This window comes from Rhodoferax sp. SPJ21, assembly GCF_058216335.1.
Map to the genome: position 1 here is coordinate 184,174 of NZ_JBYZMO010000004.1, position 17,403 is coordinate 201,576.

The 17,403-nt window shown below is 59.7% G+C and carries 14 protein-coding genes and 1 tRNA gene; 8 read left to right on the forward strand and 7 right to left on the reverse strand.

Annotation, left to right across the window (positions count from 1 at the left end; all coding sequences use genetic code 11):
• Positions 1-85 precede the first annotated feature (85 nt).
• Genes AC4BBN_RS20145 through AC4BBN_RS20160 form a run of 4 tightly spaced genes read right to left on the reverse strand, consistent with a single transcriptional unit; the run spans position 86 to position 5,533 of the window.
• Positions 86-1,663, reverse strand: coding sequence for an ABC transporter ATP-binding protein (locus AC4BBN_RS20145; protein WP_490593803.1), 1,578 nt, complete (start codon positions 1,661-1,663; stop codon positions 86-88).
• Positions 1,660-2,715, reverse strand: coding sequence for an ABC transporter permease (locus AC4BBN_RS20150; protein ID WP_490593804.1), 1,056 nt, complete (start codon positions 2,713-2,715; stop codon positions 1,660-1,662). Before AC4BBN_RS20150 ends, AC4BBN_RS20145 begins: the two co-directional genes overlap by 4 nt.
• Positions 2,681-3,718, reverse strand: coding sequence for a microcin C ABC transporter permease YejB (locus AC4BBN_RS20155; protein ID WP_490593805.1), 1,038 nt, complete (start codon positions 3,716-3,718; stop codon positions 2,681-2,683). The genes AC4BBN_RS20150 and AC4BBN_RS20155 overlap by 35 nt, the downstream gene beginning before the upstream one ends.
• Positions 3,719-3,721: 3 nt before the next feature.
• On the reverse strand, positions 3,722-5,533 hold the full coding sequence (locus tag AC4BBN_RS20160; RefSeq protein WP_490593806.1) for an extracellular solute-binding protein: 1,812 nt from the start codon (positions 5,531-5,533) through the stop codon (positions 3,722-3,724).
• Between the two features lie 74 nt (positions 5,534-5,607).
• Here AC4BBN_RS20160 and fabI point away from each other — a divergent pair, with 74 nt between their 5' ends.
• Complete coding sequence (gene fabI, locus AC4BBN_RS20165; protein ID WP_490593807.1) at positions 5,608-6,387, forward strand: enoyl-ACP reductase FabI; 780 nt, start codon at positions 5,608-5,610, stop codon at positions 6,385-6,387.
• Between the two features lie 99 nt (positions 6,388-6,486).
• Here fabI and ggt read toward each other — a convergent pair whose 3' ends face one another.
• Positions 6,487-8,151, reverse strand: a complete 1,665-nt coding sequence (ggt, locus tag AC4BBN_RS20170; protein ID WP_490593972.1) for a gamma-glutamyltransferase — start codon at positions 8,149-8,151, stop codon at positions 6,487-6,489.
• Positions 8,152-8,393: 242 nt separating this feature from the next.
• On the opposite strand from ggt, the gene AC4BBN_RS20175 reads away from it, so the two are divergent.
• Positions 8,394-9,266 carry a DNA ligase gene (locus tag AC4BBN_RS20175; RefSeq protein WP_490593808.1) on the forward strand — a complete coding sequence of 291 codons (873 nt, stop codon included), beginning with the start codon at positions 8,394-8,396 and terminating at the stop codon, positions 9,264-9,266.
• 104 nt (positions 9,267-9,370) lie between these two features.
• On the opposite strand, the gene AC4BBN_RS20180 is transcribed toward AC4BBN_RS20175, so the two are convergent.
• Together AC4BBN_RS20180 and AC4BBN_RS20185 are read right to left on the reverse strand one after the other, a co-directional pair.
• Positions 9,371-9,934: a fasciclin domain-containing protein gene (locus tag AC4BBN_RS20180; RefSeq protein ID WP_490593809.1), complete on the reverse strand. Its 564-nt coding sequence runs from the start codon at positions 9,932-9,934 to the stop codon at positions 9,371-9,373.
• Positions 9,935-10,109: 175 nt separating this feature from the next.
• Entirely contained in the window at positions 10,110-12,383 is a 2,274-nt protein-coding gene (locus AC4BBN_RS20185; protein WP_490593810.1) for an Orn/Lys/Arg family decarboxylase, read from the reverse strand.
• Positions 12,384-12,563: 180 nt separating this feature from the next.
• On the opposite strand from AC4BBN_RS20185, the gene AC4BBN_RS20190 reads away from it, so the two are divergent.
• The 6 genes from AC4BBN_RS20190 to AC4BBN_RS20215 all read left to right on the forward strand — a co-directional run bounded on the left by AC4BBN_RS20190 (position 12,564) and on the right by AC4BBN_RS20215 (position 17,348).
• Positions 12,564-12,989 carry an NfeD family protein gene (locus AC4BBN_RS20190; protein ID WP_490593811.1) on the forward strand — a complete coding sequence of 142 codons (426 nt, stop codon included), beginning with the start codon at positions 12,564-12,566 and terminating at the stop codon, positions 12,987-12,989.
• Between the two features lie 33 nt (positions 12,990-13,022).
• The gene (locus AC4BBN_RS20195) at positions 13,023-13,937 is read left to right on the forward strand and encodes an SPFH domain-containing protein (RefSeq protein WP_490593812.1); all 915 of its coding nucleotides are present in this window, start codon (positions 13,023-13,025) and stop codon (positions 13,935-13,937) included.
• A gap of 7 nt (positions 13,938-13,944) precedes the next feature.
• Positions 13,945-14,337: a DUF2237 family protein gene (locus AC4BBN_RS20200; RefSeq protein WP_490593813.1), complete on the forward strand. Its 393-nt coding sequence runs from the start codon at positions 13,945-13,947 to the stop codon at positions 14,335-14,337.
• 20 nt (positions 14,338-14,357) lie between these two features.
• A tRNA-Ser gene (locus AC4BBN_RS20205) sits at positions 14,358-14,448 on the forward strand.
• A gap of 140 nt (positions 14,449-14,588) precedes the next feature.
• On the forward strand, positions 14,589-15,302 hold the full coding sequence (gene serB, locus AC4BBN_RS20210) for a phosphoserine phosphatase SerB (protein ID WP_490593814.1): 714 nt from the start codon (positions 14,589-14,591) through the stop codon (positions 15,300-15,302).
• 123 nt (positions 15,303-15,425) lie between these two features.
• Complete coding sequence (locus AC4BBN_RS20215) at positions 15,426-17,348, forward strand: PrkA family serine protein kinase (protein WP_490593815.1); 1,923 nt, start codon at positions 15,426-15,428, stop codon at positions 17,346-17,348.
• Positions 17,349-17,403 lie beyond the last annotated feature (55 nt).

Genomic DNA, 17,403 nt, shown 5'->3' on the forward strand with positions numbered 1-17,403 from the left:
CCGTTTGGTCGTGAGCCCGGATTGTAGCGCAAAAATGGCTTTAATCCATTGATACGTAAGGGTTTTAGCGGGGCTTGACCGGCATTCAGGCTGCCGCAGCCACCAGCGCCCGGGTATAGCCATGGCGTGGCGCGTCCAGTACCTGGTCTACCGTGCCAGATTCCAGGATTTTGCCCTCCTGCATCACCAGCACTTGGTGGGCCATGGCCCGTATCACCGCCATATCGTGGGTAATCAGCAAATACGCCATGCCGTGCGTACGTTGCAACTGTTGCAACAACTGCAGCACCTGCTTCTGGATGGTCACATCCAGCGCGCTTGTGGGTTCGTCCAGCACCAGCAACTGGGGTCGCACGATCAGAGCCCGTGCAATCGCCAGCCGCTGGCGCTGCCCGCCCGAAAAAGCATGCGGGTAGCGCTGCAGCAGGCCCGGGAACTGGGTTTCGCTCAAGCCCACGTCGGCGAGGGCCTCCAGCACCAATTTTTTACGATCTTTTACACCTACATGCGGCGCATGCACGCGCAAACCTTCGCCTACGATCTCCTCCACCGTCATGCGTGGCGACAAGGACGAAAACGGGTCCTGGAACACCACCTGTAGCTTGGCCCGCAGGGTCTTGTTGGCCGTAGCATCACGGCTCCAGGCCTGACCCGCGCATTGCACGCTACCGGAAAATTTCTGCAGCCCGAGCACCGCGAGGGCCAGAGTAGATTTGCCCGAACCCGACTCGCCCACCACGCCAAGCGTTTGGCCTGGGGGGATGGCAAAGCTGGCCTCCTGCAGCGCCACAAACTCGGCTTTGCGAAACCAGCCGCGAATGCCGGCAATAGGCACCGGATAAGCCACCCGCAGGGCCTGCGCCTGCAGCAAGGGCGGCGCGGGACTGTCGGGCACCACATTTCGCACTGGCGTACTGTCGATCAACTTACGGGTATAGGCATGCCGCGGACGGGCAAACACCTCGGCCACCGCACCAGCTTCGACGATACGGCCCTGCTCCATCACCGCCACGCGGTCGGCAAACTGGCGCACCACATGCAAATCATGGGTAATCAACAGCACGGACATACCGTACTGGCGCTGCAAGTCCGACAACAACGCCAGGATCTGGGCGCGCACCGTGACGTCCAGCGCGGTAGTGGGCTCATCCGCCAGCAAAAGCTTGGGTTTGCAGGCCAGGGCCATGGCGATCATGGCGCGCTGGCGCTGGCCACCGCTGAGTTGATGCGGGTAGCTACCCACCCTGCGTGCGGGCTCGGACACACCCGTGCTTGCTAGTATTTCAATAGCTGCCTGCGCAGATTGCACCTGCGTCAGGCCCTGTTTTAGTTCAAAGACCTCGGCAATCTGGCGGCCAATCGTGAACAGCGGGTTCAGCGCTGTCATGGGCTCCTGGAACACCATGGCGATGTCCTGCCCGCGAATGCCGCGCATGACCCGCTCAGGCAGGGTCAGCAAATCGGTTCCGCCCCACAGTGCCCGGCCGGAAACCTGGGCATCGTCCACCAAACCCAGCAGACTGAGCGCCGTGATGCTTTTGCCGGAGCCCGATTCGCCCACCAGTGCAAATTTCTCCCCCGGCTGAATCTGGAAGCTGATGCGGTCCACCACCGGCTTGTCGCCGAAACGTACGCTCAGCTCTTGCACATCCAGCCAACTCATGCCTGGGCCTTTCGCGGATCGAGCGCATCGCGCAACGCGTCGCCCATGAAGGTCAGCAGCAGCAAGGTGACCACCAGCACCACAAAGGTGGACAGCGAAATCCACCAGGCGTCGATATTGTTTTTGCCCTGGCTGAGCAACTCACCCAGCGACGGAGTGCCCGGCGGCACACCCAGGCCCAAAAAGTCCAGCGAGGTCAGCGTGAGTATGGAGGCACTCATCTGGAACGGCAAAAAGCTGACGACCGGCGTCAGGCTGTTGGGCAGTATGTGGCGCCAGATGATTTGCATATCGCTCACCCCCAGGGCGCGCGCCGAGCGCACATAGTCCATCTGCCGGTTGCGCAGAAATTCGGCGCGGGTGTAGTCACTCAGGCCCATCCACCCAAACAGGCTGAGCAAGACCAGCAGCAGACTGATGCTGGGCGTGAAGATCGCGCTGAAGATGATCAGCATGTACAGATACGGCATCGAGCTCCAGATTTCGATAAAACGCTGGAAGACCAAGTCCGTCTTGCCGCCCAAATAGCCCTGCAGCGCCCCTGTCACGACACCCACCACCACGCTGACCAGCGTCAGCGCCAGGGCGAACAGCACGCTCACGCGAAAGCCGTACAGCAGTTGCGCCAGCAGGTCACGCCCCCGGTCGTCGGTACCCAGCCAGTTGTCGCGCGACGGCCCGGATGGATTCGGAAACTTGGCGAAATAGTTCAGCGTCTTGGGGCCGTAACGGTTTGGCGCGTACAGCACCCAATTGCCATCCTTGGCCAGCTGCGCCTGTATGAACGGGTCCAGGTAATCGGTAGTAGTGTCAAAGTCTCCACCAAAGGTTTTTTCCGAATAGTCATGCAAAAGTGGGAGGTACAACTGTCCTTGGTATCGCAGCACCAGCGGTCTGTCATTGCTAACCAGCTCGGCGGCCAGGCTCAGCAACACCAGCACACAGAAAACCACCAGGCTGAAATACCCCAGGCGGTTGCGCTTGAAGCGTTGCCAGGCGCGGCGACCAGGCGATGGGCTAATCAAATCTGACACGCGGATCCACCCATACATAGCAAAGATCGGAAACCAGCTTGGTCACCAGGCCAATCAGCGTAAACAAATACAGCGTGCCCAGTACCACCGGATAGTCGCGGCGGATCACGCTCTCGTAGCTCAGCAGGCCCAGGCCATCCAGAGAAAACAGGGTCTCGATCAACAAAGAGCCCGTGAAGAAGGCGCCAATGAAAGCCGCCGGGAAACCGGTGACGATGGGGATTAGTGCGTTGCGCAACACATGCTTGTACAGCACCTGGTTCTGCGATAAGCCCTTGGCCCGCGCCGTCAGCACATACTGCTTGCGGATTTCTTCCAGAAAGGCGTTCTTGGTCAGGATGGCGGTGACAGCAAAGCTACCCACCACCATGGCCGTCACAGGCAAGGCGATGTGCCAGAGATAGTCCACCACCTTGGCGCCCCAGCTAAGCTCCGCGAAATTGCTGGACACCAGACCGCGCAGCGGAAACCACTGCAGCTGCCCGCCAAACACAACCAGCAACACCACTCCCAGCACAAAGCCGGGAATCGCGTAGCCCACCAGGATCAGCAGCGAAGTCACCAGGTCAAACGTGGACCCGGCCCGCACCGCCTTGGCAATGCCCAGCGGCACCGCGACCAGATAGCTGATGAAAAACGTCCACAGCCCCAGGCTGATGGACACTGGCAGCTTCTCCCACACCAGCTGTGACACTGGCTTGTTCTGGAAAAAGCTCTTGCCCAGGTCAAAGCGCAAGAACTGCCCCAGCATCTGGATGAAGCGCTCATGCGCAGGCTTGTCAAAGCCATACAGCGCCTTGATCTGCTCAATACGCTTGGGATCCACGCCCTGCCCGCCACGGTAGCTGAAGCCCGCCCCCTCACCCGCTCCTCCGCTGCCGGCTGCACCAGCCTTGGCCTCTGCCAGGTACTGCTCCACCGGGCCGCCAGGCACAAACTGCACCACAGCGAAGGTGATCAGCAGCACGCCCAGCAGCGTGGGCACCATCAGCAGCAATCGCTTCAGTATGTAGACAAACATGGTTTACGGTGCTTTGGCAGGCCGGGCCCACCAGGTATGGATGGCCCAGCTTTCACCAGGAGAATACGGCGGCACCACACCAGGACGCGCCAGGCGCCAGGCGTTATAAGCCATGCGGTGGGTGGTGGCCGTCCACTGCGGAATCAGCACATGGCTATGGCTGATCACGCGCTCCAGCGCACGGCAGGCCGGCAGCAAGTCCGCCTTGCTTTTGGCAGCGGTCATGCGGGTGATCAGCGCATCCACTGCCGGGTTGCGCAGACCGTTGTAGTTGCCAGAATCTTCCACATCTGCGGCCTTGCTACCGAACAGATCGGCAAACTCCTGGCCAGGGTTGTTGGTGCCGGGGTAGTTGATGGAGATCATGTCGAACTCGAACTTGCTCAAGCGCTGCTGGTACAGCGCAAAGTCCACCGGCCGATAGTTCAGCTGAATGCCCAGCTTTTCCAGGTTGCGCGCCCAGGGGCTGACCACGCGCACGCCGCTCTCGCTGCTGTCCAGCATTTCGATTACCAGCGGCTCGCCCTTGTCATTGCGCAGCGCACCGTCACGCACCGTCCAACCAGCATCCTGCAACAAGGCCTGAGCGCGCCGCAGATTGGCGCGCAAGGACGAATCGCCATCGGTGCGTGGCGGCACCGTCATCGGGCCGAAGGCCGCAGCCGGAATGTCCTTGCGCAGCGGCTCCATCAGGGCTAGCTCCTGCGGGCTGGGCAGGCCCGTGGCCCCGCAATCGGTATTGCCAAACAAGCCATTCACGCGCTGGTAGGCGCCGTAGAACATCTGGCGGTTCATCCACTCGTAGTCCATCGCCAGGCCCAGGGCCTGGCGCACTCGCACGTCCTTGAATTTTTCGCGGCGCAGATTAAGCACATAGCTTTGGAAGCCCGAGGGCAGGCGGTGCTGAAATTCACCCTTGACCAGTTCGCCCGTGTCAAAGCGCTTGCCGTTCACGCGGCGCGCCCAGTCGCCGGCAGAGAAAAAGCGCATCAGGTCAAACTCACCGGCCTTCAGCGCCTCCAGCCGGGCAGTGTTGTCCTTGTAGATCTTCACCGTGATGCGGTCGAAGTTCTCGGTGCCGCGCTTCACTCCAATGTCGCGCGCCCAGTAGGCCGGGTCACGCACATAGGTGATGTCCTTGCCAAAATTCACTGGGCCTATACGGTAAGGTCCGCTGCCGATCGGGATGTCCATCACCACTTCGTCAAAACGCTTGGCCTTGCCGCCCTCCACGCCCCACTGGTGGCTGAAGATGGGCAGGCCGCCCACCGTCAGTGGAAGCTCCCGGTTCGGCTTCTTGAAGCGAAAGCGCACAGTGCGTGTGTCCAGTACGTCCAGACCAGCCACATCTTCCAGCGCCGTCTTGTAGCTGGGCGAGGTGTACGGGCCCATCAGAGTATCAAAACTGAACTTCACATCCTGCGCCAGCACCGGATCACCGTTGTGAAAACGGGCTGTGTTGCGCAGCACGAATGTGGCGCTCAGGCCGTCGGGGGCGACGTTCACGTCCTCGGCCAGCAGGCCGTAGCCTGCGCCGTTCTCGTCCATGGAGCCGACCAGCAGGCTGTCGAACAGCATCTCGGTCAAATAAGCCGGCGCACTACCCTTGATGGTAAAGGGGTTGTATTTGTCGAATGTGGAGCTACGAACGTTGCTAACCAGGCGCAACTCGCCACCCTTGGGCGCACCAGGGTTGACGTAATCAAAGTGCGTGAAACCGGGCGGGTATTTCAGCTCGCCCCACAGCGCATAGCCAGGCGCGGCACAGGCCGACGCGGCACACAACAGTCCCCCCAAAGCCAGCAGAAATCGCATGCGACAATTCTGCAATACTTTTAGGCGCTAAACGACACGCTTAGCGCTGCTCACTTTTCTTGGAGACTTTAGTCATGGGATTTCTTGCTGGCAAAAAACTGTTGATCACCGGTGTGCTGAGCAACCGCTCGATTGCCTACGGCATTGCCAAGGCCTGCCACGCACAGGGTGCCGAGCTGGCATTCAGCTACGTGGGCGAGCGCTTCAAGGACCGCATCACCGAGTTCGCCGCCGAATTCGACTCCAAGCTGATTTTTGATTGCGACGTGGGCGACGACGCACAGATCGACAAGCTGTTTGCCGATCTGGGCCAGGTGTGGCCAAAGTTTGACGGCTTTGTGCACAGCATCGGCTTTGCACCACGCGAAGCCATCACCGGTGACTTCCTGGAAGGCCTAAGCCGCGAAGGCTTCAAGATTGCGCACGACATCAGCGCCTACAGCTTCCCGGCGATGGCCAAGGCCGCCCTGCCCTACCTCAGCGATAAGTCGGCCCTGCTGACCCTGACCTACCTGGGCGCCCTGCGCGTGCTGCCCAACTACAACACCATGGGCCTGGCCAAGGCCTCGCTGGAAGCCAGCGTGCGCTACTTGGCCGAGTCGGTCGGCCCCAAGGGCGTGCGCGTCAATGGTATCAGCGCCGGCCCGATCAAGACCCTGGCCGCCAGCGGCATCAAAGACTTCGGCAAAATGCTCAAGGCCACGGCCATGAACCCCATCCGCCGCAATGTGACGATCGAAGACGTGGGCAATGTCGCCGCGTTCTTGCTGAGCGACCTGGCTGCCGGTGTGAGCGCTGAAATCACCTACGTGGACGGCGGCTTCAGCCAAGTCGTGGGCGGTATCGGCGAGTAAGCATCACGCGGTAGCTGCTGCACGGATTTAATTAAAAAGGGGCGCTGGCGCAATTAGCACCAGCGCTCCTAGCTATATTTTTTATAGCTATTTGCAGGCTTAGTAGCCCTCGGCCAAACCGGTATTGCGGCGGGGATCGTTGGCACCATAGAAGCGGAAGTTGCCGCGCGGCTTGCCGCCCAGCGTGGGCGCACCGACCAAGATGGCTGCCAAGTGGTTAGCTGGCTGCGGTGCGCCCAGGTTGTGGCCCATGCCTTCCAGAATCTTGCGGGTGTCCGGGCTGACGCCGAAGGTGTCCACGTTCGTCAGGTCGGGCAGCCACTGCTGGTGAAAGCGTGGCGCATCCACTGCTTCTTGCACGTTCATGCCGTAATCAATCACGTTCCAAATGGTGTGCGTTACCGCAGTGATGATGCGGCTGCCGCCCGGCGTGCCCACCACCATGACCGGCTTGCCGTCTTTGCTGACGATGGTCGGACTCATGGAGCTCAGCGGGCGCTTGCCGGGCTCAATCTTGTTGGCCTCACCCTGCACCAGACCGTACATATTGGGCACCCCCACCTTGGCGGTGAAGTCGTCCATCTCGTTGTTCAACAACACGCCGGTCTTGGCTGCCGTCACCTTGGCACCAAACCAATCGTTCAGCGTGTAGGTCACCGATACCGCGTTGCCATCTTTGTCCACGATGGAATAGTGGGTGGTGTTGCTGCCTTCGTGCGGTTCAACGCCTGGCTTCAGGTCCTTGGAGACCCCGGCCTTGCCCGGGTCAATGGCGGCGCGGATCTTCGCGGCGTAGCCTTTATCCAGCAGGCGGTCCAGTGGATTCTTCACGAAGTCTGGGTCACCCAGGTAGCTGTTGCGGTCCAGGTAGGCGTGGCGCATGGCCTCGATCTGGTAGTGCACAGCTTGGGCCGAGCGGAAGCCCAGCTCTTTCATGGGATAGCCTTCGACGATGTTCAGAATCTCGCAGATGACCACACCGCCCGAGCTTGGAGGCGGCGCCGAGACGATGTGGTAGCCGCGGTAGTCGCACTCCACCGGCGCCAGCTCACGCACCTTGTACTGGTCCAAATCGGACTGGGTGATGATGCCCTTGCCGGCCGTACTGGCGGCCACGATATTGGCGCCGACAGTGCCTTTATAGAAGCCATCGGCCCCCCTCTGGCTGACCAGCTTAAGCGTCTTGGCCAGATCCTTCTGCACCAACTTTTCGCCGATTTTGAAAGGCTCACCTTTATTCAAGAAAATAGCGGCAGAAGGCGCATCTTTCTTGAAATCCTCGGTGGAGGTTTTCAGCATGTCGATATCGCCCTCTTGCAGCACAAAGCCGCGTTCGGCCAAGGTGATGGCCGGGGCGATCAACTTGGCGCGAGGCATGGTGCCGTATTTGGTCCGGGCCTCTTCAAAGCCGGCTACCGAGCCGGGCACCCCCACGGCCAGATAGCCATTGGTGCTGGCGCCCTTGACCACGTTACCAGCGGCATCGAGGTACATATTTGCCGTGGCAGCCAATGGGGCTTTTTCGCGGAAGTCAAAGAAAGTCTTGCGGCCATCGGCCAGCTGCACGGTCATGAAGCCACCGCCACCCAAATTGCCGGCAGCCGGGTACACCACCGCCAAGGCGTAGCCTACGGCCACTGCCGCGTCAATGGCATTACCGCCGCGTTTGAGTACGTCAACACCGACCTGGGTTGCCAGGTGCTGGGCGGTGACCACCATGCCATTTTCAGCGGCAACCGGCGCCACGGAAGCGGCCTGCGCCATACAGCACAAGCTGGCAGCGCTAGCGATCAACGCCAGACGGAAGGAAAGAATTTGCATACGAAGAGATCTCCAAACTGAGGGGGACATGCCGCTACAAAAAATTTACAGCGACACGCAAACCACTGTAACAACAGCCGCGAAGAAAACAGCATGCATTTTTATATGCGAGTCATGCTGCTTTGTAAGGAAAAATGACCGGCTCCGGTATTTCCTGCGCGCCGAGGGAGGCGTCAAATGTCGGTATGAAAAATCCTACATCTGCACCGACTCTTACACGCCGCAGCGTCCTGCAGTGCGCACTACTCTTGGCCGCCAGCGGCATAGCCCCGATACGCGCACGGGCGGATGCGCCGCCGCTGATGCAACCCAAGGTCTACCGGCAGGGCGTGCCACTGGAAGGTTATTGGGTCAGCGAGAAATTTGACGGCGTGCGTGGCTACTGGGATGGCGCGCAGCTATGGACGCGCGGCGGTCAGCACATCACGCCGCCAGCCTGGTTCACCGCAGGCTGGCCAAAGGTACCCATGGACGGCGAACTTTGGGCCGGGCGTGGCGCGTTTGCCAACGCCGTATCCACCGTGCGTCAACAAGCGGCCAGTGATGCGGCGTGGCGCGAAATGCACTTCATGGTGTTTGATCTGCCTGCGCAGGTCGGCGTATTTGACGAGCGGCTCAAGGCACTGCAGCAGCTGTCTGTGCCTGCCTGGGTGCAGCCCGTGGCACAGTGGCGCATTGCCAGCCACGCGGCCCTGCAGGCCCTGCTGCGCAAAACTGTGCAGGACGGGGGCGAAGGCCTGGTGCTGCACCGTGGCGACTCGCTATACAGCGCGCAGCGCAACGACGATTTATTGAAGTTCAAACCCTTTGACGATGCCGAGGCCAAGGTGGTGGCGCATATTCCGGGCAAGGGTAAATTCGAAGGCATGCTGGGCGCGCTGCTGGTGGAGACACCGCAGGGCCAGCGCTTCAAGCTGGGCACCGGTTTGAGCGATGCCCAACGCCGCGATCCGCCGGCTATCGGCAGCTGGGTGACATACCGCTTCCGCGATGTCAACCCCAGCGGCATCCCCCGCTTTGCCAGCTATTTGCGGCAGCGGGAAGATGCGGATTTATGACCCTATCGTTTCTGATTCAGTCCGAGATTAGGCGCGAAGCCGCAGACAGTACTTGCGTATGGCAAGGCGAAGCAACGACATATCGGGCTGAATCAGAGACGAAATTACTTGGGCAGCAAGACCTTGTCCACAACGTGGATCACACCGTTGGACTGGTAGACGTCGGCAATCGTCACATTCGCAGTGCCGCCTTTTTCATCGGTGACCGTGACGCCCATGCCGTTGGCCTTGGCGGTCAAGGTGCCGCCGCTGACCGTCTTCAAGGTGGCCATGCCCATTCCATCCTTAACCATCTTGCTGATGGCGGCTGCATCGTATTTCCCGGCCACAACGTGGTAGGTCAGGATGGTGGTCAACGTGCCCTTGTTTTCAGGCTTGAGCAAGGTGTCTACCGTGCCCGCAGGCAAGGCTGCAAAGGCCGCGTTGGTAGGCGCGAACACGGTGAACGGCCCTGGGCCTTTGAGCGTTTCCACCAGACCCGCAGCCTTGACGGCGGCGACCAGGGTGGTGTGGTCCTTGGAGTTGACTGCGTTGTCGATGATGTCCTTGGACGCCAGCATGGGTGCGCCGCCGACCATCACATCGGCCATGGCGGCCACGGAAACGGCCGACATCACGAGGGCCAGGCTGAAAGAGGCCAGCTTGCGGGTAGTTTGAATCGAGACCATGGAATGCTCCTAGTAGGTTGATGACAAGCCGAAATGTTGCGGCTGATCTCAATACGGAGCGGGTCCGGCTTTGGATGCAGAAAACCCCTGGACTTTTCTGGGGTTTATAAAAAACAAGCCGCTAGCGCAGGTACTACCAGCGCTAGCGGCTACATTTTTGATAGCAACGCCAGTTTTAGAGCTTGACGCAGTCGGCGTAGTAGTGGTGCTTGCCGCTTTCATCCACCTCTTCCACCAGACCGTGGATATCGGTTTCAAAGCCGGGGCACTGGGTGTTGAACTCGCGCGAGAACTTTAAATAGTCCACGATCTTCTTGTTGAACACTTCACCCGGAATCAGCAGCGGAATGCCTGGTGGGTATGGCGTGACCAGCCCCACGGTGACGCGACCCTCCAGGTCGTCGATGGCCACGCGCTCGGTCTTGCGCAGGGCAATGTGGGCGTAGGCATCGCTGGGCTTCATGGCCGGGGTCAGGTCGCTCAGGTACATGTCCGTGGTCAGGCGGGCGATGTCGTACTTGGCATACAGCGCATGCAGATGCTGGCATAGGTCGGCCAGGCCCATCTTTTCGTAGCGCGGGTACTTCTGGCAGAACTCCGGCAGGATGCGCCACATGGGCATGTTCTTGTCGTAGTCGTCCTTGAACTGTTGCAGCGCGGTCAGCATGCTGTTCCAGCGGCCCTTGGTGATGCCGATGGTGAACATGATGAAAAAGCTGTACAGGCCGGTCTTCTCCACCACCACGCCGTGCTCTGCCAGGAACTTGGTGACGATGCTGGCCGGGATGCCGGTCTTGGCGAACTTACCGTTCAGGTCCATGCCGGGCGTCACGATGGTGGACTTGATCGGGTCCAGCATGTTGAAGCCGGTGGCCATCTTGCCGAAGCCGTGCCAGTTGGCCTTGGCATTGGTCTTGGATTCGCCCTTGATGATCCAGTCGGTGGCGCGGCCTATGCCCTCCTCCACCAGCTTGTCCGGTCCCCAGACCTTGAACCACCAGTCGGTGCCGTATTCCTCGTCCACCTTGCGCATGGCGCGGCGGAAGTCGAGTGCCTCGGCAATGCTTTCTTCGACCAGCGCAGTGCCGCCGGGCGGCTCCATCATGGCCGCAGCCACGTCGCAGCTAGCGATGATGCTGTACTGCGGGCTGGTGCTGGTGTGCATCAGATAGGCTTCGTTGAACAAATGCCGGTCGAGCTTGACGTTCTGCGAATCCTGGATCAGCACATGGCTGGCCTGGCTGATACCGGCCAGCAGCTTGTGGATGGACTGGGTGGCATACACCACCGCGTGCTTGGGGCGGATGCGCTTCTTGCCCATCGAGTGGTAGCTGCCATAGAACGGATGGAAGGCCGCGTGCGGCAACCAGGCTTCGTCGAAGTGCAGGTTTTCCACATAGCCATCGAGCATGCTCTTGATGGTTTCGGTGTTGTAGAGCACGCCGTCGTAGGTGGACTGCGTGAGTGTCAGGATGCGCGGCTTGACCGTATCGGCGTCCACATGCTGCAGCAGCGGATTGGCGCGGATCTTGGCCTTGATGGCAGCGGGCTCGAACTCGCTTTTGGGGATAGGCCCGATGATGCCGAAATGGTTGCGCGTGGGCTTCAGGAACACCGGAATCGCGCCGGTCATGATGATGGCGTGCAGGTTCGACTTGTGGCAATTGCGGTCGACCACCACCACATCACCCGGGGCCACCGTATGGTGCCAAACCATCTTGTTGCTGGTGCTGGTGCCGTTGGTCACAAAGAAGCAGTGGTCAGCATTGAAGATGCGGGCGGCGTTGCGCTCGCTGTCGCCAATCGCGCCGTTGTGGTCCAGCAACTGGCCCAGCTCTTCCACCGCGTTGCAAACGTCGGCCCGCAGCATATTTTCACCGAAGAACTGGTGGAACATCTGGCCCACCGGGCTCTTCAGGAAGGCGACGCCACCCGAGTGGCCGGGGCAGTGCCAGGAATACGAGCCGTCTTCGGCGTAGTCCAGCAAGGCCTTGAAAAACGGTGGCTGCACGCCTTCAAGGTAGCTCTTGGCCTCGCGGATGATGTGGCGCGCCACGAACTCGGGCGTGTCCTCGAACATATGGATGAAGCCATGCAGTTCACGCAGGATGTCGTTGGGCATATGGCGCGAGGTTTTGGTCTCGCCATATACATACAGGGGCACATCCAGGTTCTTGCGGCGCACTTCGGCAATGAAATGGCGCAGATTCAGTACGGCCGGGTCCAGATCCGGGCCGGGCGAGAACTCTTCGTCGTCAATCGACAAAATAAAAGCGCTGGCACGGCTTTGCTGCTGGGCGAACTGGCTCAAGTCGCCATAGCTGGTAACGCCCAACACCTCAAACCCCTCCGATTCAATCGCCTGGGCCAGGGCACGGATGCCCAGGCCCGAGGTGTTCTCAGAGCGGAAATCCTCATCGATGATGACGATAGGGAAACGAAACTTCATGCCGGCCTCCAGCCAATACGTGAATCAAGCTACCACACCCGCCCGGCGCCGCCCAGGGCCGCGCAAGCGGGGACAAATCTGCAAAATAGGCGCGAAGTGTAAGGACATCTGGTGAAGCTTCTCCGACACAGGGCTGCTTTTGTCCCAAAATGTGGCGCTAGCAACACAATCGAGAGCAATATGGCCGAATCGACCTTTTGGTGGCTGCTGGCAGGTGCCGCAGTCGCCGTGGAACTTGTCACCGGCACCTTCTATTTGTTAATGCTGGCCATTGGCTTTGCCGCAGCGGCCCTGTTGGCGCTATTCGGCGCAAGTACCACGGTGCAAATCCTGCTGGCCAGCGCTGTCGGCGGCGGCGCGGTGATCGTCTGGAGTCGCATCCGTGGCAAGCATCCCAAGACCCTCCCGGCCAGCGCCAATCCGGATGTGAATATGGACATCGGTGAAACCGTGATGGTCGATGCCTGGCAGCCCGACGGCACCGCCCAGGTGCACTACCGGGGCGCCCAATGGACGGTGATGCACCGCGCAGGTAACTTGCCCAGTAGCGGCCCTCACCGGGTTGCGGAGGTGGTGGGAAATCGCCTGCTGGTCGACAAACTGTGAAACACTGGGCACCTGCCTACTACCGGAGTTGTTATGGAAATTGCCCTCGTCGTCCTCGTTATCGCCATCATCTTTGTCAGCCGCACCCTGAAAGTCGTGCCCCAGCAGCACGCCTGGGTCATAGAGCGGCTGGGCAAATACCATGGCACGCTGACGCCTGGCCTGAATTTCCTGGTGCCCTTTGTAGACCGCGTGGCCTATAAACATGTGCTGAAAGAAATCCCGCTGGATATTCCCAGCCAGGTTTGCATTACCCGCGACAACACCCAGCTGCAGGTGGACGGCATTCTGTACTTCCAGGTCACGGATGCCATGCGCGCCAGCTATGGTTCCAGCAACTACATCATGGCTATCAGCCAACTGGCGCAAACCTCGCTGCGCAGTGTGATCGGCAAGCTGGAGCTGGACAAGACCTTTGAAGAACGCGACATCATCAACGCCCAGGTGGTCGCCGCCATCGACGAAGCCGCGTTGAACTGGGGTGTCAAGGTCTTGCGCTACGAAATCAAAGACCTGACCCCCCCCAAGGAAATTTTGCATGCGATGCAGGCCCAGATCACCGCTGAGCGCGAGAAGCGCGCGCTGATTGCAGCCTCCGAAGGCCGCCGCCAGGAGCAAATCAATATCGCTACCGGCGAACGGGAGGCCTTCATCGCCCGCTCAGAAGGCGAAAAGCAGGCTGTCATCAACAAAGCGCAAGGTGAAGCCGCGTCCATCACCGCGGTCGCCACCGCTACCGCAGATGCCATCGAGCGCGTGGCCACCGCGATTAGGCAACCCGGCGGCGAACTGGCCGTGCAGCTCAAGGTGGCAGAAAAAGCTGTCGAAGCCTATGGCCGCGTCGCCGCTGATGCCAAAACCACCCTGATCGTGCCTAGCAATATGACCGAGGTATCGGCCTTGATAGGCTCGGCTATGAAGATGGTCAACGCAACCAAACCGCAATAGGAGCCCTATGGAAGACCCGGCCATGGAACACAACGTACTCGGCTCCGAGCTGCTGCCCTGCTCCTACGACCCGCTGACGGGCTACTTCCGTGACGGCTGCTGCAACACGGACGATAGCGATTCGGCAGCACATGTGATTTGCGTCAAAGTGACACGCGAGTTCCTGGCCTTCTCAATGTCACGCGGCAACGACCTGTGTACACCCCGGCCCGACTACCGCTTCGCCGGACTCAAACCCGGCGACCGCTGGTGCCTGTGCGCCAACCGCTGGAAGGAGGCACTGGAGGCCGGCGTAGCTCCGCCGGTGGTGCTGGACTCCACCCACATCCGGGCGCTGGAGTTTGTTTTATTGGAAGACTTGATGCAACATGCAGTGCCAGGTCGAAATACCGCCATTTGACTGCTATAATTCGAGGCTCTGGAACGGTGGATGAGCGGTTTAAGTCGCACGCCTGGAAAGCGTGTGAGGGTTAATAGCCCTCCGCGGGTTCGAATCCCGCCTGTTCCGCCAGATTGGCTTCCAAAGCCTGAAAAAAGCCCTAGCGCGTTAAACCGCTAGGGCTTTTTTTTCGACTTTTTCATACCCCGTGCTTCAAGCAAAATACATCCAAGCACCGTATCTATTTTTTGACCCACACGCACAAGCGCACCATGTCCATCGCTACCGAAATTTCCCCTGGCCTCACCGTCCAAGGCTTTACGCCACCGCTGCGCCTAAGCGACTTCAAGCTGATCGCATTTGACATGGACTCCACTCTGATCAATATCGAGTGCGTGGACGAGATCGCAGACGCTGCTGGTCGCAAGGCCGAAGTAGCAGCCATTACCGAAGCCGCCATGCGTGGCGAAATCACCGACTACAAGGAAAGCCTGCGCCAACGCGTGGCCCTGCTCAAAGGCGTGAGCGTGGCCAGCATGGAACAGGTCTATAACGAACGGCTGAAACTCAACCCAGGTGCTGCCGCCTTGGTGGCTGCCTGCAAAGCCGCCGGCATGAAGGTGCTGCTGGTCAGCGGCGGCTTCACATTTTTTACCGACCGCATCCGTGATCTGTTGCACATAGACGCCACCCGTTCCAACATGTTGGAGGCCGTGGATGGCGTGCTCACCGGCCGCATGTTGGACCAAGCCTGGGGCGACATTTGCGACGGCGACGAAAAGCGCAAGATGCTGCTACAGACCTGCGCCGAAATGGGCATCACAGCCCAGCAAGCCATTGCCATGGGCGATGGCGCAAATGATCTGCCGATGATGGGCGTAGCCGGTTTGTCGGTGGCTTACCACGCCAAACCGGCCGTGCGCGAGAAGGCCATGGTCGCCATCAACATCGGCGGACTCGACCGTTTGCTGGAGGTAGTGCACTAATTCCGTCCCCTTCTGCGCAAGTGGTAAACGGAAGGCCTATGATGGTCGTTAAGTAGATAAAACCTTTAGCGAGAGCAGCGAATCCAGACCGTATAAGTCCATTGCACATATTAGGAGAATGCCATGACCATTTTCACCCGCTACCAAGGCCGCTTTGCAGCAGCACAGGAAGAGGAAATGTCGGTTCAGGACTATCTGGAGTTATGCAAACGCGACCCAACGGCCTACGCCAGCGTGGCAGAACGCATGCTGCTGGCGATTGGTGAGCCCGAGTTGGTAGACACCCGCACCGACCCTCGCCTATCGCGCATCTTCGCCAACAAGGTTTTGAAGGTCTACCCCAGCTTTAGAGACCTCTACGGCATGGAAGAGGTGATAGAGCACATCGTCTCCTACTTCCGCCACGCAGCCCAAGGCCTCGAAGAAAAAAAGCAGATTCTCTATCTGCTCGGGCCCGTCGGCGGCGGCAAGTCATCCCTGGCTGAAAAGCTGAAGGCATTGATCGAAAAAGTGCCTTTTTACGCCATCAAAGACTCCCCGGTCCATGAGTCCCCGCTGGGTCTTTTCAACCCGGCCGAAGATGCCGAATTGCTCGAAACCGACTACGGTATTCCACGCCGCTACCTGGGCACCATCATGAGCCCCTGGGCGGTGAAGCGCCTGCAGGAGTTCGGCGGTGACATCACCCGCTTTCGCGTGGTGAAGCTACGCCCCTCGGTACTGTCCCAGATCGCGGTTTCCAAGACCGAACCGGGCGACGAAAACAACCAGGACATCTCATCCCTGGTCGGCAAGATCGACATCCGCAAGCTGGAAACCTATTCCCAGAACGACCCGGACGCGTATTCGTACTCGGGCGGCCTGTGCCTGTCGAATCGCGGCGTGCTGGAGTTTGTGGAAATGTTCAAGGCCCCTATCAAGGTCTTGCACCCCTTGCTAACCGCCACGCAAGAAGGCAACTACAAGGGCACGGAAGGCTTTGGCGCCATACCGTTTGACGGTCTGGTACTGGCCCATTCAAACGAGGCCGAATGGCAGGCCTTCAAGAACAACCGCAACAACGAAGCTTTTCTGGACCGCATCTACATCGTCAAAGTGCCCTACTCGCTGCGCGTATCCGACGAAATCCATATCTACGAAAAGCTGGTTGCAAATTCTTCGCTGTCGCAAGCGCCCTGCGCGCCCGACACGCTGCGCATGCTGGCCCAGTTCTCGGTGCTGTCGCGGCTGAAAGACCCCGAGAACTCCAGCATCTTCTCCAAGATGCGGGTCTACGACGGAGAAAACCTCAAGGACACCGACCCCAAAGCCAAGAGCTACCAGGAATACCGCGACTTCGCGGGCGTAGACGAAGGCATGACGGGCTTGTCCACCCGGTTCGCATTCAAGATCCTGTCGCGCGTATTCAACTTCGACCACCGCGAGGTAGCAGCCAACCCGGTGCACCTGATGTATGTGCTAGAGCAGCAGATCGAGCAAGAGCAGTATCCGCCCGAGGTAGAAGAAAAATACCTGCGCGCCATCAAGGAATTCCTGTCGCCACGCTATGCGGAATTCATAGGCAAGGAAATTCAGACCTCTTATCTGGAAAGCTATTCCGAGTACGGTCAAAACATTTTTGACCGTTATGTGGTCTATGCCGACTTCTGGATCCAGGACCAGGAGTACCGCGACCCCAACACCGGCGAAATGCTGGACCGCAGTGCGCTCAACGACGAGCTGGAAAAGATCGAGAAGCCCGCAGGCATTTCCAACCCCAAGGACTTCCGCAACGAGGTGGTCAACTTCGTGCTGCGCGCCCGCGCCCGCCAGGACGGCCACAACCCGCTGTGGACCTCGTATGAGAAGCTACGCGCGGTGATCGAGAAGAAGATGTTCTCCAACACCGAAGAGCTGCTGCCGGTGATCTCGTTCAACGCCAAGGCCAGCGGCGATGAACAGAAGAAGCACCAGGACTTCGTCAACCGCATGATCGCCAAGGGCTATACCGAGAAGCAGGTGCGTTTGCTGTGCGAATGGTATTTGCGGGTGCGCAAATCCTCGTAACGCAATAGCCTCAAGACCCGTCTGCGCCATGTGTGCAGCGCACCACAGCAGACGG

Bases quoted from the DNA above. Each gene is read 5' to 3' on its own strand.
- AC4BBN_RS20150 (WP_490593804.1), bottom strand. From the start codon at position 2,715: ATGTATGGGTGGATCCGCGTGTCAGATTTGATTAGCCCATCGCCTGGT.
- AC4BBN_RS20175 (WP_490593808.1), top strand. From the start codon at position 8,394: ATGAAAAATCCTACATCTGCACCGACTCTTACACGCCGCAGCGTCCTG.
- AC4BBN_RS20195 (WP_490593812.1), top strand. From the start codon at position 13,023: ATGGAAATTGCCCTCGTCGTCCTCGTTATCGCCATCATCTTTGTCAGC.
- serB (WP_490593814.1), top strand. From the start codon at position 14,589: ATGTCCATCGCTACCGAAATTTCCCCTGGCCTCACCGTCCAAGGCTTT.
- AC4BBN_RS20215 (WP_490593815.1), top strand. From the start codon at position 15,426: ATGACCATTTTCACCCGCTACCAAGGCCGCTTTGCAGCAGCACAGGAA.
- AC4BBN_RS20200 (WP_490593813.1), top strand. From the start codon at position 13,945: ATGGAAGACCCGGCCATGGAACACAACGTACTCGGCTCCGAGCTGCTG.
- AC4BBN_RS20145 (WP_490593803.1), bottom strand. From the start codon at position 1,663: ATGAGTTGGCTGGATGTGCAAGAGCTGAGCGTACGTTTCGGCGACAAG.
- ggt (WP_490593972.1), bottom strand. From the start codon at position 8,151: ATGGCGCAGGCCGCTTCCGTGGCGCCGGTTGCCGCTGAAAATGGCATG.
- AC4BBN_RS20185 (WP_490593810.1), bottom strand. From the start codon at position 12,383: ATGAAGTTTCGTTTCCCTATCGTCATCATCGATGAGGATTTCCGCTCT.
- AC4BBN_RS20180 (WP_490593809.1), bottom strand. From the start codon at position 9,934: ATGGTCTCGATTCAAACTACCCGCAAGCTGGCCTCTTTCAGCCTGGCC.
- fabI (WP_490593807.1), top strand. From the start codon at position 5,608: ATGGGATTTCTTGCTGGCAAAAAACTGTTGATCACCGGTGTGCTGAGC.
- AC4BBN_RS20190 (WP_490593811.1), top strand. From the start codon at position 12,564: ATGGCCGAATCGACCTTTTGGTGGCTGCTGGCAGGTGCCGCAGTCGCC.
- AC4BBN_RS20160 (WP_490593806.1), bottom strand. From the start codon at position 5,533: ATGCGATTTCTGCTGGCTTTGGGGGGACTGTTGTGTGCCGCGTCGGCC.
- AC4BBN_RS20155 (WP_490593805.1), bottom strand. From the start codon at position 3,718: ATGTTTGTCTACATACTGAAGCGATTGCTGCTGATGGTGCCCACGCTG.